Source organism: Epilithonimonas pallida (genome assembly GCF_900182975.1).
GTDB classification, from domain to species: domain Bacteria; phylum Bacteroidota; class Bacteroidia; order Flavobacteriales; family Weeksellaceae; genus Epilithonimonas; species Epilithonimonas pallida.
This window is the reverse complement of sequence record NZ_FXUO01000007.1, coordinates 144225-159358: the sequence shown is the minus strand read 5'-3', so window position 1 is coordinate 159358 and position 15134 is coordinate 144225. Positions and strand designations below refer to the sequence as shown.

The following is a 15134-nucleotide window of genomic DNA, read 5'->3' as shown; positions in this document are numbered from 1 at the left end:
TTTAATTAACAACATCACTAAGGACATGCTTGTTTGTTAAAGCAACTCCAGATACCGTCGTGATAGATTTTTAGACATTTAGCTGTAGTATCATAAACCATCATGCCTTCCTGAGGGTTTGTAATTTTTGGTGTAATGACTGTTGGGTTGGTTTGTCCCTGGATTTCAACAGTAGACAACCGGGTAATCACAAAACCTTTGTTATTCGATTCTAAGGCAATATGCCCTGATTTTCTTGCCATCGGCCAGTTCCCGGCTGTATCGCCACCAGCCCTTTTTAAAAGTGTGATCCCCATCTTGGTATCCGGGCCGTTACCTGTGAGTATAGCAGGCCGATAGCAGGCACAAGGAGTAATGTTAAGTCCGTACCCATATCCGTCCATGATAGTAAGCCCAACAACATTTTGTGTCACAGTAATATTATTGGTTCCTGTATGATTCCAGGTAATAGCGTTCAATGTATTGCCATTGGTCAGCACCAGCGGCTGAAGAGGACCATATGAAGCCTTACTGCCGTACAATGAAATAACTCCCGCCGGGCTGATAGAAATACGGATCAGCGGATTAGCTGCATTGCCTCGCATTTGCCATATATCAGCAGCTGATCCATTATGAGTTGTATTGATTTCATATTGAGAGCCGTCTGCAAATCTGACATTAATACCTGATGTACCTGACGACTGGAACTGAAGTTCTTGGGCTGCTATTAATGTACCGTTGATATTTAGGTTGAATGAGTTATCCAGTTCATAAATGTCAAAAACAAAACCGTAATTGGAAGCAGGCTGTGTTATGTTTTGGGTAACATATGGACCTGGTGAATCGGCAATGCTCCATTGAAATGTGTTACCATTGACAGGTTCTGTACAAATTTCACCAGGTGTGAAAGTTACCGTGTTATGATTAACAATATTATTGCAAACACCACCAAGTCCGTTATTGGCACATTCATATTGCGCACTGGTAGGAGGGACTCCCGGTGTTGTATTAGTAGCGTCAGGATCCGTTACATCGTTCGGTCTGAGAATAGCAGCCTGAACCTGTACAGGGCCTGGTGTTGCAGCACTGCTTACAAGCATTGTAAAAGTATAAGTAATTTCACAGCCATTTGGAAGATTAAGCTGTGAGGAATAGGTATGTGTTGTAGCGTTGTATGTAACAGCTACCGCCTCACCACCACAATTATTACCGCTAAAAGTAAAAGATTGCGGATCAAATCCTGAAGGAACTATAAAAGTGAAAGGTGCATTTTCGACATCACTGGGACCATTGTTTTTAACTTTTACTGTGTAGGTAATCTGGTCTGCAATAGCAAGAGTTGTTTTATCTGCGGTTACCGCCGTAACCTGCAGGTCTGCTGTTTTGACAATGACAGATGTTTCAGACTGTGCAATTGGACCTTTGATATAGGACCAGGTATCAATAGATTTTTCATTTCCAAAACCATTTCCAAGATTTGCGGATGATAGAGGACTGGTATTATTGGTTTGCTGTCCCCACATGTGACCTCCGGTTCCTGTTGGTCCACTTAATGAGCCACTTACACTAGCATTGGCGGGAGTAGAGCCTTTTCCTTGATTATTGGTTGTCGTTCTTGTAATATCACTGTCATCCCAGTATACGCGGTAGCGTTCATTAGTAGTATCGGTACCGTTTAAAAGCTCAAGTACCATACCGTTAGGATTAATTTCCATATCAATAAATGGAAAATGGACTTCTGCACCACGCAGTTGTACTTTGAGTCTTATCGGCTGATTGCCTTGCGGAAGATTATTTCCGTTACCGTCTTTTCCATCCCAGAATATATTATTGTTACCTGCAGTGGCAATTCCTGTAAGTGTCCTTATTACAAATGTTGCCGGCGTAGAGGCACTTTCTATCGTTATTGTATATGAGCCCTGTACCGCAGCATTAAACCTGACATAGCCGCCTTTGACGCTGCTGACCTGTCCCGGTGTTGTTTCTGCACCGACGAGACTAACATTAAACACTGTTGGCTCAACTACGGTGGTTTTAAGCCAAGTGGTATTTCCGGGTACACTGCCGGTTGCTGTCGCCGGCATATCGGATGCCGGCTGGCTGTAGAATATTTTATGGGTTATATCTGTAGAAGTATCGGCATTAAGAGGACTTTGTACATAAGAGGAAATTCCGCTTGAAAAATCCATACTTTTATAAGTTGAAGTATTATTAGAAATAAAACCTCTATTATTCACAAAAAATGTAAAACCAACACCGTTATTGCCATTATTATTGACTCTATAGATGTAGCCATCTTTTGTTAAAGCATAAACCTGTCCGTAAAATCCACTTTGGGCATTACTGATATGAAGATTCATTACATTGGAATAGACTCTGCCAGCTATCCACGAGCCCGATGACTCCACAGAGACATCCCAAGCTGCTATTAGTTCAGAATTTGCAGACTGTGTCCACGCAGCATCCGCAGCAACACTTGTCACGGAAGGTGTAGCGGAGGAATTAACATCACCAGTCGGCGTAAATTCGATTTTCCAGATACCAGCCTGATTAGCTGAAGCTGTTCTGTTAAAAGTGGAGTAGCGGTTAGATCCAGCTGCCTGTGCCAGGAGTCTGGGGCCTGCCAATTCTGCAGTTCTGCTACCAATCTGTCCTGTTGTATTATTAGGAGAAGTATAAACGGTGCCATCAGGCGCAGTTAATATAATCCTGCCGTTTCCGCTACCTTGGGCACTTGATGCCGCATGAATAGCTTCGCCCGCTTTAACGTATGCATAATGGGTTCCTGCGGATTTGAATGGCCATGAAGCCATTGTTGTGCCACCAGCTGTATATGAATTGCTGTATAAAAAAGCTCGTCCTCCGGATACACCGCTGGGGTAGAGGTCTTTTGAGCCTTCAGCATAAAAAAGATTGCAATTAAGAAGGATCATAGCAGCGTATATGAACCTTCCTCTGTTGAGAAAGTTTAAAATTTTCCGTGTCATCTTGTGTTGTTAGTTATTAACAGCTATAAAAGCATATTGATTCTTGTTCTCATATGCTGATGTAAAAAATACTTTCCCGATAGATTGTCGGGAAAAGCATTTTAGATTTTTTTCCATCATTTGTATTCTGTTTCCAGCAAGTCAAAAAATCTGGTGCAAAATAGCAGCTATAAAAGCGGGTGTGCAATAAAATGAAGGGTCATATTCGGGAAAATGAATCAGGATAAAGCTTTATTAATAGAGATTTAATAATTTAATAGTCTGTTATTTAGCGAAAATAAAAAGATGATGTAAGCTTGAATAATCATTTATCTTCCAAGAATGGTATTATGAAGTCATTAAACAGCTGTAATTCGGCTTCAGCATTGAATTAATTGAATACAATAACTGAAATTTATCACAAATGGATTACGATTTATAAAACATAATACATCTGTTTCCTAAAAAATCTATCGTTTAATTAAGATGCTGGGATCTTAAATGTTCAAGAAATTCAGACGGTGACACAGTTGTAACTTTTCTGAATGCAGCTGCAAACTTACTCTGAGATGAAAAACCGGCTTCTTCAGCCAGACTTGAAATTTTATATTTGTGATACTGGCTGTCATTTTTCAATTTATAAATAATATGTCTGACTCGTAGCTCATTGATATAATTCTTAAAATCCTTCTTTTTATAAGTGTTGACAACATACGAAAGATATTTAGTATTCGTACTGCAGTAAGCAGCTACATATGGAAGTGATACATTATTTCTTGTAAATAATGTTGTCTGTTCAAACTTATCCAATTTACTGAGGATTTTTTTCTCAGTAGCAGGAGTCATCAGCGCCTGTGACTCTGGCTCGGTGTCATAATTTACAATATTTGGTTCCGATACATCTTCATACGCTAAATTTTGTGTAATCTCGGTTTCCGGAAGAGATGCCGGTTTGGTTTGTTCGATTTCTTCTAGAATCTGCTGGATTTTAGCAAATTTTTCTTTCTGTCGTTTTCTATAAATTACAAAATAGACAATAATGATAATTAGTATCAAAAGTACAGACATAATGATGACATTTTTCCACCCCGATTGTTTCTTGTTCAGTTCGTTATCTTTCTTTAGTCTGGTGTAAGAGTCGTTGATATAAGCTGAAGCTTTATTGCTTATCTTTTCCGAGACAGAATCCTGTTTTTTCTTAGCCTGGTTCAGTTTTTCAATATCTTTGGTTAAAGCATAATATTGCTGGGAGCTTTCATATATTTCATTTTTTAGACTGAGATATGGAGATTCTTCAGCCATTTTTTGTGCCTGGTCTATCAAAGGTTTTGCTTTTTCAGGATTTTTTTGAGCAATATATATCTGCGCCATTCCATTCAATACGAGTGCTTTAAGAAAGTTGTCTGACATATGATTCAGCTTGTCCAAAGCTTGCTCATAGTAATCCATAGCCTTAGAATAATCTTTCAGATAATAGTAATTCAAACCTAAAAGCTGTTCATTATTAGCTGAGAGAAACGGATTGTCCTGTCCGCTTAATTTAAAATAGCTCGAAGCGTCATTAATATATTTGATGGATTGTCTGTAATTTTTATGTTCGTTTTCATAGTAAGCTTTTTCCTGCATCAGAAAACCGTTGGTCTGATTCACAAGTCTGAGATCATCTATCTTTTTGATGGTTTCTGACGTTTCTTCAATATATTTTTTAGACTGGTCAAAGAGCTTCAGATGACGGTACTGAGTAGCAAGGAAACCGGATATTTTTGCTTTCCACACATTGTCATCGGTGTCTTCAAGTATTTTTTCTGCTTTTAAAGCGTAATCAATAGCATCTTTAAATTCACCGGATTGTTGAAGTAATGAAGCTGAAAGCATCAGACTTTTGGCCTTATAGCGAGGGGTTTCAGAAGTATTATATAGAGAGTCAGCAATTTTTAAAGCTTTCGGAAAATCTTTTTGAGAAATTTCAAGATAGGTTCTTGTGTAAATCTGATTGTATGCTTCTGCATTTTGGCCGTTTAAACTGTTGATAAGAAAATTAGTAAAAAGAAATACCAAACGGAAAACAATAATCTTCCAACATTTTAATTTTATAGTCATCATGTATTGTTGTTGAACTTTCAAAGTTAACATAATATATTTTTAACAATTATGACCAGACACGTATTCTGTCTTTTGTTTTGAATCAAAATCAGGAAAATGGCTCTTAAAAATATTGTTGTATAATTTTGTTTTTCAGTGTTTTAATTAAAAAATATATTTTTAGTTGATTTACATATTATACGATAGTAAAAAGATTGACAAGACACATTTCTAATTATATAAAGGCTTAATTTTTCTGACTAATTAATGATCTTTTTTCAATAATACCTTTCAGGATGGCGATCCAGATGGTGGAGAATAACAGAGACAGGCAGGTGATTCCAAGTCCGGTCTTGTATAAGCTGTATTCAATAATCCCTGTTTTATAAGCAACAGATAATGCCAATATGCCAAATTCTCCTGTTTGAGATAGTAAGGCACCGCCATACCAACTGTCCTTCCAGTTATATTTTAGCAATCGGAAAATGATAGCCGACATCACACTATTGCTTGCCAGAACAAAGAAAGTTCCCAGCAGAACAGTTTTTATATTAAAATACAGATACGAAAGATCAAGCCGAAGTCCTATGGAAACAAAAAAAAGCGTTGTGAAAAATACTTTAAAAGGCATTAATGAATGTTCGAGCCAGTTAAATGACTTCACTCTTCCGACAACAACGCCGGCTATAAAACTTCCGAGCGCACCACTCAAGCCCACTGTTTCTGCGAATAATCCAAATCCAAGGCAAATAATCAATCCTGAAAACACCTGCAGGTCATGATCACTTTCAAGAGTATGAAAAAATCCCGGAAGCCTGATTTCCTGTATGTTTCTCACTCTTCTTAAAAGCAGAAAAATAGCAATACAGACCAATATAGGTAATGTAATCTGTAGAAAATCAAAGTTCTTATTGTCCCATACTTTCAGTATTGTTAACACAGGAGCAAGCAGCAGATCCTGAAATATCAGCATATTAAGGATCATGATTCCGAATGTTGTTTTTAAAGTATTGTGTTTTTTCAAAAACTCACTGACTACCGCAGTACTGTTGAATATAAAAAGTACAGCAATAAGGATCATACTATTCAGAGAAAGCTCTGTCATATAACCTATCGCAAGGGCACATATTATACTTAGAAGTATTTTTATGCTTTGTGCTATCACAGGTTTTATAAGTAGGCTTCGGTTATTCGGAACATTGATCTCCATTCCCAAAAAGAACATCAGGAGCAGAATTCCGATTTCACCGATGATTTCTATTTCATCCGGTTTGGTAAAAACTCCTGAAACATATGGTCCCAAGATTATACCTGCAATAATATAAGCAATAAGATAGGGTTGATTCAGTTTTTTCAAAAGAAGCATTATGCCTAATGTGGTGAGGCACAAAATGCATATGGCCGAAAGTAATCCATGCATAATTTAATAATTAAAATTGATAATGAATTAATTACCGGATAGAATAGAAAATTGGTTTCCAAAAGGAAACCAATTATAATATTATTGAATCTCGATCAGCTTAGGAGGACGTTTTTTAGCTTCCTCCTTTTTAGGAATTGTGAGCTTCAAAACTCCATTTTCGTATTTAGCTTCAATATGCTCTTCGTCCACTACATCTCTTGCGAGCTCAAAACTGCGCTGAAAAGCCTGATAGCTAAATTCTCTACGGGTATAATTGTCATTTTTGTCTTCCGCTTCATTTTTTTTCGAAGACGAGATGGTGAGGAGATTACCTTCCAGGCTAATTTGGAAATCTTGTTTTTCCATACCCGGTGCGGCGACTTCCACTACAAAATTTTCAGGATTCTCTCTGATGTTTACGGATGGGAGAGTGGTAAGAGTGGAAGAATAATTATTGTTGCCCCAATTAAAAAGTTCGCGACTGAAAAAGTCATCGAACAGTGTACGTGGATTTGCAGGGAGCAAACTGCCATTGTTTCTTTTTTCGATTGACATAACAAACGTTTTTTAATGTTAAACAATAATTCAATGATCACAGTTGAAAATTTACAAACGATATACCAAAAAACAGGATGGAAAAAATGTCATGCTGCGAATGAAAAAATGTCAGAATGAGGATGTTTTTACTCTTTCGTATCATAAAATATCTCTTTCGTATCAGTGGCAATAAAGCATAACATTAAATTTGATAATCTGAATAACAAATTTTATCATGCAAAAGTTTATCCTAAGATTATTACTTATAATCATTTCTGGGGCGTTATTTTCTCAGGAATATAAACCTCTATCGTTGGAACAAGCCGGAAAACGTCTCCTGCCACAATTTTCAATTGCCGTTTACACACCAATTACGGATATTACATTGGATGAAATAAAAAAGCAACGCAGGGAACTTCTCGATAAACCTTGGCCGGAATTGAAAAACAAAGACAATTTAGATGTTATACAATCAAAAATCCAGGGGCTGGAAAAAAATGATGCTGTAATTCCAATTACGATTTACAAACCTAAAAATGCTGAGAATCTCCCTGTTTTTATATGGTTTCACGGCGGCGGTTTTATTTTTGGGACACCAAAATGGGATCACCAGCGTTGCGCCGATTATGCTGTTAAAGGTAGGGCCGTGGTCATCAATGTAGATTATCGATTGGCGCCAGAAAACCCTTTCCCTGCGGCACTTCATGACGCTTATGCAGTACTCGTTTGGGTCAATGAGAATGCAAAAACTATCGGCGGAAATCCAAATTTAATTGCTGTAGGAGGCTCTAGTGCAGGTGCTGGATTATCAGGAAGTCTGGCGCAGTATGCAAGAGATCAGAAAGGGCCGAAAATCAGCCTAGAAGTATTGGAAATTCTTCCGGGAGATTTTCGTACTGATTATCCTTCTACAATCGAGTTTACCCGTGTTCCCGGACTGAAAAGTCAGGATTTTCCTATTATGGAAAGCTTTTATGTTGGTAAAAATGGAAATTCCAAAGCCAAATATGTTATGCCCGGCAATATTGATGATGTAAACAATCTTCCACCCACAGTTATTTTTGTAGCAGGAGCCGATCCTCTTCGTGACAGTGGTTTAGCGTATGCAGACAGGTTAATGAAAGCCGGAAATTTTACTGAGCTTCATGTCTTTGCAGGTTATGCGCATGGAATGCCTCTTCCCGGAAGTATGGACATCACATTACGACTTATGAAGCAATTTTTAAAATAAAATACTCTGGATGTCCCGCAAATTTCGATTAATATTTGTTTTTCATATCGTTTTCTCAATGTTCTTTTCCCAATCGAATGATTGGGAAAATCCTTCTTACCTGCAAAAAGGAAAAGAAAAATCACACTCTGCATTTATAATTTTTGATGACGAAAATTTGGCGTTGTTTCAGGATTTTTCAAAATCAGATAGTTACAAATCATTAAACGGAAAATGGGATTTTAAATATTTTGCTGATTATAAAAAAGCCGATTTCGATTTTTCAAAACCTTTGGATTGGCAATGGGATTCTATCTCAGTTCCTTCTAATTGGGAATTGCAGGGTTTTGGGATACCAATTTATACCAATATTCCGTATCCTTTTCCGAAAAATCCACCTTTTATAGGCGATAATAATCCGGTCGGAATTTACCGTAAAAACTTTGATAGACCTTTTAATAACGGGCAGACTATTCTGCACTTCGGTTCAATTTCAGGTTGTGCTTTCGTTTGGATTAACGGACAGAAAATTGGGATGACGAAAAATTCCAAAATCCCTGCGGAATTTAATATTACAAATTATTTAAACGAAAAGAACAATGAATTGATCGTTAAGATTTTCCGCTGGAGCGATGGAAGTTATCTTGAAGATCAGGATTTTTGGCGGCTTAGCGGAATTGAACGCAATGTATACTTGTATCAGCTCCCCAATGTCACTCTTTGGGATTATTTTTTCAGAACTGATTTAGACAAAAATAACCAGAATGCCAAATTTTCGGCAGACATCGATGTAAGGAAGTTTTCAAATTCTCAAGGTCGAAATGCCGAGTTAAATCTCAGTATTTTGGATCAGAACCATAAAAAAATATATTCTGAAAAGAAAAATATTATCTTAAATAAAGATACTTTACAAACCGTTTACTTCACATCCGGGATTAAAAATCCAAAAAAATGGTCAGCTGAAGATCCTAATCTGTACACGGTTCTGATCTCATTTAAAACAGAAAATTCAGAAAAATTCATTTCCGAAAAAATAGGTTTCCGAAAAGTGGAAATTAAGCATGGGCAGCTTCTTGTAAATGGAAAAGCTATCAAAATCCACGGTGTCAACCGCCACGAACACGATCCGGAAACCGGACATTTCACCACCAGAGAACTGATGCTGAAAGATATTTTGCTAATGAAGCAATTCAACATCAATGCAGTCCGACTTTCGCATTATCCCAACGATCCGGAATTTTACAAACTTTGCGACCAGTATGGACTCTATCTCGTGGACGAAGCTAACATCGAATCCCACGGAATGGGAGACGCCAACTCACCCGGTCTCGACACCATTCATCATCCCGCCTATCTTCCGGAATGGGAAAAAACACACCTTGACAGGACGGAAAGAATGATAAAAAGAGACAAAAATCATACGTCCGTAATTATTTGGTCGCTCGGAAACGAATGCAGCAACGGTCCGGTTTTCAAAAAAACGTACAAGATGGTGAAAGCTTATGATCCAAGCCGTCCCATTATGTTTGAACAGGCACACGAAGAATGGAATACGGATATTATTGCCCCGATGTATCCTTCATTTACGGAGATGAAAGAATTCTTCCAAAGAAAAAACCAGAAACGACCTTACATTATGTGCGAATATTCTCACGCAATGGGTAATAGTAATGGGAATTTCAGGGATTATTTTGAGGTTATCTGCTCATCCGAATATATGCAGGGCGGATTTATCTGGGATTGGGTTGATCAGGGGTTGAAAACCAAAGATTTGAATGGGCAAACTTTCTACGCTTATGGTGGAGATTTGGGAAGTTTTATGTATTATAACGATGAAAATGGCGTTGCAGATGGAATTCTGAGTTCTGACAGAACACCAGATCCCGGCGCTTACGAAGTACGGAAAGTTTATCAGTACATCAATTTTAAAACTGAAGATATAAAGTCCGCAAATTTTGAAATTAGAAATGAATATGATTTTTCCACTACCGAAAAATTTAACTTTGAATGGGAAATTCTGGGAAACGGAACAGTCATTAAAACCGGAAGTTTTCGGTTGAATTTAAAACCTGGGCAAACAGGAAAAATCAAAATCGATTATCCGGAAATTGTTCCAGGAGAAGAATATTTCATTAATTTTAAAGCAATAACCAACCAAGATTGGGGAATCTTGCCGAAAGAAACCGAACTGGCTTGGGAACAGTTTAAAATTTCGGGCAACTTTTTTGAATTTCAAAAAGAAAATTCTGGAGATCTCAAAATCTCTGAAAATGATAAAGAAATCTCATTTGTTTCGGGAAATACAAAAGGTGTTTTCAATAAAGAAAAAGGTGAATTCACGTCATATTCCAACAGTTTTGTACAACTGAAACAGCTTCCGGAGCCATATTTCTGGAGAGCGCCCACTGATAATGATTTCGGGAACAAAATGCCACAAAAATTAGGCTTTTGGCGAAATGCGCACAATGATTTAAAATTGAAAAATCTGACAATTTCTCCACAAAATAAGAATGGTTTTGGAATTTTGTGTGAATATTCGCTCAATAAGATGGATTATCAGATTTTATATAATATTCTGAATGACGGAAGCATTCAACTGACGTTTTCCATAAACAAACAGACGGAATTTTCCGAGATTCCACGTTTTGGAAGCAGGATGATTCTTCCGCAAAATTTTCATCATTTGACTTATTACGGCAAAGGTCCCTACGAAAATTATCAGGATAGAAACACCGCTTCCTTTGTAGGGATTTATAAAGATTTTACCGAAAATCAATATTATAAAGGTTATATTCGGCCACAGGAAAGCGGAAACCGAACCGGGATCCGTTGGCTGGAACTTGGAGACGAAAACGGACACGGAGTTTCTATTGAAGGTTTGCAGGAACTTAATTTCACAGCGATTCATCACAGTACAGAAGATTTGGATCCAGGCTACACCAAAAAACAGCAGCATCCAACCGATTTGCCACCAAGAAAAAATATTTACCTGAATATCGACCTTAACCAACGCGGCATTGGAGGCGATGACAGCTGGAAATCGCTTCCCCACGAACAGTATTTGCTCAAGAATTCTGATTATGAATTTTCGTATATTTTAAAATTAAAATAACTTCCCAAAAATGATTTAAAAATGAAACTTTCGTTAATTATTTGTATGTTTTTCATCCAGTTATTTTTTGCACAGGATTGGAAATCTTCTTCCACAAACCTTTCAGGAAAAGAATTTCCAAGGATAAATGCTAAAAATGAAGTTGAGTTTAAAATTTATTTTCCCGATGCGAAATCCGTTGTTCTGGATGGTGGTGACGGAATGAAAAATGTAAAATCGGTTTCTGAAAAGGATAATAATGGATTTTGGACTATTACTACTTCACCTGTAGAAATCGGATTTCATTATTATTGGCTGAATGTTGATGGAAAACGAACCAATGATCCGAATACGCAACTGTATTTCGGTTATGGCCAGCCAACAAGCGGAATAGAAATTCCGTCCGGAGAAGACTTTTTTCTTAGAAAAAATATAAGACACGGCAAAATATTGAATGATAGTCTGTATTCAAACATCACGAAGAATGTGAGGAATTTCAAAGTTTATCTTCCTCCCAACTACGAAAAGGGGAAATTTCCGGTTTTATATCTCTACCACGGAACTGGAGAAGATATAACAGGCTGGGAAAGGCAAGGTTACATTGAAAACATTCTAGATAATCTTTTTGCAGCGAAAAAAGCTAGAGAAATGATTGTTATAATGGATTACGGTGTTGCTCTGACTCCCGAACTGGAAAGAATGCCCGACAATTATCCGAGAACAGTACTGTCTTCAAAAAAACTCGACAAATGGTTGGTTTCAGAGCTAATGCCTTATATCGAAAAACATTATAAAACTAATGGAAACAATGCGGTGGCAGGGCTATCAAGAGGAAGCTACCAGGCCATGCTGATCGGTGTGAATCATCCGGAAAAATTTTCTGCAATAGGAGCCTTCAGTCCGGTCATTTATGAAGGGACACAAGCAGAACCTTATAAGGAACTTCCCATCCAAAATTTATTGAAATCTGAAAAAAAACCATTCTTCTTCATTGGAATTGGAGAAAAAGAGGGAAACCTTTTTGAAGAGTTTAACAATACTCTCACCGCTTTTTTGAAAAGTAATGATTACCCTTTTGTTCAGTACAGATCTCCTGGGACTTACCACGAATGGCTTACTTGGAGACGATGTCTGTATCAGTTCGCTCAAAAAATTTTTAAGAAATAAACATGACTTTTGTCATGTATTAAATTTTTGTTAACTTACCACAAGCAAATCTTTCTTTCTCATGGAATTAGTTCTTCCTTATCTCGAATCCGAAGGTTTTAAGCAAGGCCTGCTTCATGATTACAGGTTTCGGCATCAGGATTTCCTAAATTCGACATTTATGGAAATGCCCGATGATTTGGGAACAGGTAAATTAATTCTTTTCAGCAAAAAAAACTTCCATTTCTTCCGTGGAAAATGGAATTTTGGAGAAGAAACCATTTTCCATTCGCCACATAAAGTTGGTGAAAATGACCTGATGGATTTCCGAATCAGTACGGAAGGAAAGATCAGCAGTAATCTTATCAGCGGAGAAAAAGAGTTCGAACACGATACCACCGATATTGACGGTATGAGAATTTTTATTCCTAAAAATCTATTTCCAAAGGACAACGGACTACTGATGGAAAAGCTGAATAATGCAGAGCGTAATTATCTGAGTCAGGAAAAGCTGAAAACAATTTTTGATACACCATTTGAAGATTTTTCGGGAAGTATAATTCTCGAAAGCCGTATTCTGGAATTTCTGAGTTATTGGATTCATTATCTTCTTTCCGATGAAAAAACCTTTGAATCCAAAAAAGCTTTTGAAGAGAAAATAAAACTGGCAAAGGATTTTGTAGATACCAATGCTTTCCGTGAGCTTGCTATTAAAGAAATAAGCCGATACTGCGGGCTTAACAACTGCGACCTGAAAAAAGGTTTTAAAGATTACACACAACTGCCAATCCGCCAGTACATTATCAAGACTCGTATGGAAGCCGCCCGTCAGATGCTTTTGGAAACAGAAAAATCGGTTGGAGAAATAGGCGATTCCATCGGTTACTGCAACCGGGGCCACTTTTCACAGCTTTATCAACGCTATTTCGGAAAATTACCTTCGGAAGAAAGATTATAAAAATTAAACAAAATTTTGCTAATGTCAAAGAACTACTATCATAAAGAAGTTCTTTGGCATTTACTTTTTATACACTTTGGAAATATTTCCGTTTCGTATCACAAAATATCTTTTTCGTTTCAGTTCAACTTTTTTGGATGATTAATTTGGAGTTAAGATTAATGAATAGAAAAATTCCCATAGTTAGGGGATTTACTAAATGAATATTAACTTAACATTAATAAATTATATGCTGAACTTATCATTTTTAGTGGAACAGGGTGCAAAAAGAAATCCAGATAAGCCGGCTCTAAGCTTGGGTGAAGTTACACTGAATTACAAATCTTTCCATGATAAAGTGTGTCAGACTGCCAATGCACTATCAAAGAAGGGAGTTGGTTATGGAGACAAAGTGGCTTTGCTTTGTCCCAATATTCCACAGTTTCCCATTATTTTCTTTGGGATTTTAAAAACAGGAGCTACCGTTGTTCCACTCAGCATTTTATTAAAGACGGATGAGATTGCCTATCATCTTGCCGATTCCGAAAGCAAAATATTCTTTTGCTTTGCAGGAACCCCGGAGATTCCTATGGGTATTTTTGGGAAAGAAGGATTTGATAAAACCAAAACCTGCAAGGATTTTATAAGCATCGGACAGATTTCAGATGAAATTCCTTCTTTTGATGAATTAATAAAAGATGAAAAAAAAGATTTTGAATCTTACATTACATCTTCCGAAGCCACAGCAGTAATCATTTATACTTCCGGAACCACAGGAAAACCTAAAGGTGCAGAACTTTCGCATATCAATCTTTATACAAATGCCGAAATCAGTACAGGAATTGTACGATCACAGCTATTTGAATCCCAAATGGTTGTGCTTCCGCTATTTCACATCTTTGGTTTAACGGTAATGATGCTTGCAGGTATACGTCAATCACTACATTTGATTCTGCTTCCAAAATTCGATGCAAAAACGGTTTACCGGTTAATATCGATATTCAATATCAAAATCTTCGCAGGTGTTCCGTCAATGTATTGGGCACTGCTGAATGAGGAGGATACGGTAGAAAATCATAAAACTATTCAGAATCTGCGTATTGCTATTTCAGGTGGCGCTTCACTTCCGGTTAAGATTATAGAGGAATTTGAATCTCGTTTCGGAGTTCCTATTATTGAAGGATACGGCATGTCGGAAGGATCTCCGGTGGTGACATTCAACCAATTGGAAATAGGTCGCAAGCCAGGCTCCGTAGGGACTCCCATTTATGGTGTGGATGTGAAAATTGTAGATGATGAAGGAAATGAACTTCCCACAGGCGAAAAAGGAGAATTGATCTACCGCGGTCCGAATGTGATGAAATCCTACTACGGAAAACTATCAGAAACTCAAAAAGTTCTCAAAAATGGTTGGCTTTACTCCGGAGATATTGCTATAAAAGATGAAGACGGTTTTTTCTTTATAGTTGATCGTAAAAAAGAAATGATTATCCGTGGCGGAATGAATATCTATCCACGCGAAGTGGAAGAAGTGATGATGAAACATCCTGATATTTCTATGGTTGCTGTGGTCGGAATTGCTGATGAAAAACTAGGTGAAGAAGTTAAAGCTTTTGTGGTGAAAAAAAATGGAAGTGATATATCGGAAGAAGAAATTAAAAATTGGACAAAAGAAAAACTGGCATCTTATAAATATCCAAGAAGTATTGAATTTTTGAATCAACTTCCCATAAATGCATCAGGTAAAATTCTTAAAAAATTACTTAAAACCGAAAAAATATAGC

The 15134-nt window shown here is 37.2% G+C and carries 9 protein-coding genes; 5 read left to right on the top strand and 4 right to left on the bottom strand.

What is annotated here, in order from left to right:
• Positions 1-17: 17 nt before the first annotated feature.
• The 4 genes from QOL71_RS14105 to QOL71_RS14090 form a co-directional block, all read right to left on the bottom strand.
• Entirely contained in the window at positions 18-2912 is a 2895-nt protein-coding gene (locus QOL71_RS14105) for a hypothetical protein (protein WP_283417555.1), read from the bottom strand.
• A 510-nt stretch (positions 2913-3422) separates the two neighbouring features.
• Entirely contained in the window at positions 3423-5078 is a 1656-nt protein-coding gene (locus QOL71_RS14100; protein ID WP_283417554.1) for an AraC family transcriptional regulator, read from the bottom strand.
• A gap of 196 nt (positions 5079-5274) precedes the next feature.
• A complete protein-coding gene (locus QOL71_RS14095) occupies positions 5275-6447 on the bottom strand; it encodes a cation:proton antiporter (protein ID WP_283417553.1) in 1173 nt (390 codons plus the stop codon).
• Positions 6448-6528: 81 nt separating this feature from the next.
• Entirely contained in the window at positions 6529-6984 is a 456-nt protein-coding gene (locus tag QOL71_RS14090; RefSeq protein WP_283417552.1) for an Hsp20/alpha crystallin family protein, read from the bottom strand.
• A gap of 217 nt (positions 6985-7201) precedes the next feature.
• On the opposite strand from QOL71_RS14090, the gene QOL71_RS14085 reads away from it, so the two are divergent.
• The 5 genes from QOL71_RS14085 to QOL71_RS14065 all read left to right on the top strand — a co-directional run bounded on the left by QOL71_RS14085 (position 7202) and on the right by QOL71_RS14065 (position 15133).
• A complete protein-coding gene (locus QOL71_RS14085; RefSeq protein ID WP_283417551.1) occupies positions 7202-8197 on the top strand; it encodes an alpha/beta hydrolase in 996 nt (331 codons plus the stop codon).
• 10 nt (positions 8198-8207) lie between these two features.
• Positions 8208-11288, top strand: coding sequence for a glycoside hydrolase family 2 TIM barrel-domain containing protein (locus QOL71_RS14080; RefSeq protein WP_283417550.1), 3081 nt, complete (start codon positions 8208-8210; stop codon positions 11286-11288).
• A gap of 21 nt (positions 11289-11309) precedes the next feature.
• Positions 11310-12434 (top strand): alpha/beta hydrolase-fold protein, encoded by a 1125-nt coding sequence (locus QOL71_RS14075; RefSeq protein WP_283417549.1) that lies wholly within the window; start codon positions 11310-11312, stop codon positions 12432-12434.
• A 61-nt stretch (positions 12435-12495) separates the two neighbouring features.
• Positions 12496-13371 carry a helix-turn-helix transcriptional regulator gene (locus tag QOL71_RS14070; protein WP_283417548.1) on the top strand — a complete coding sequence of 292 codons (876 nt, stop codon included), beginning with the start codon at positions 12496-12498 and terminating at the stop codon, positions 13369-13371.
• 199 nt (positions 13372-13570) lie between these two features.
• Entirely contained in the window at positions 13571-15133 is a 1563-nt protein-coding gene (locus QOL71_RS14065; RefSeq protein WP_283417547.1) for a long-chain-fatty-acid--CoA ligase, read from the top strand.
• The last annotated feature ends 1 nt before the right edge of the window (position 15134 follow it).

Bases quoted from the DNA above. Each gene is read 5' to 3' on its own strand.
- QOL71_RS14100 (WP_283417554.1), bottom strand. From the start codon at position 5,078: ATGTTAACTTTGAAAGTTCAACAACAATACATGATGACTATAAAATTA.
- QOL71_RS14080 (WP_283417550.1), top strand. From the start codon at position 8,208: ATGTCCCGCAAATTTCGATTAATATTTGTTTTTCATATCGTTTTCTCA.
- QOL71_RS14070 (WP_283417548.1), top strand. From the start codon at position 12,496: ATGGAATTAGTTCTTCCTTATCTCGAATCCGAAGGTTTTAAGCAAGGC.
- QOL71_RS14090 (WP_283417552.1), bottom strand. From the start codon at position 6,984: ATGTCAATCGAAAAAAGAAACAATGGCAGTTTGCTCCCTGCAAATCCA.
- QOL71_RS14085 (WP_283417551.1), top strand. From the start codon at position 7,202: ATGCAAAAGTTTATCCTAAGATTATTACTTATAATCATTTCTGGGGCG.
- QOL71_RS14065 (WP_283417547.1), top strand. From the start codon at position 13,571: ATGAATATTAACTTAACATTAATAAATTATATGCTGAACTTATCATTT.
- QOL71_RS14075 (WP_283417549.1), top strand. From the start codon at position 11,310: ATGAAACTTTCGTTAATTATTTGTATGTTTTTCATCCAGTTATTTTTT.
- QOL71_RS14105 (WP_283417555.1), bottom strand. From the start codon at position 2,912: ATGATCCTTCTTAATTGCAATCTTTTTTATGCTGAAGGCTCAAAAGAC.
- QOL71_RS14095 (WP_283417553.1), bottom strand. From the start codon at position 6,447: ATGCATGGATTACTTTCGGCCATATGCATTTTGTGCCTCACCACATTA.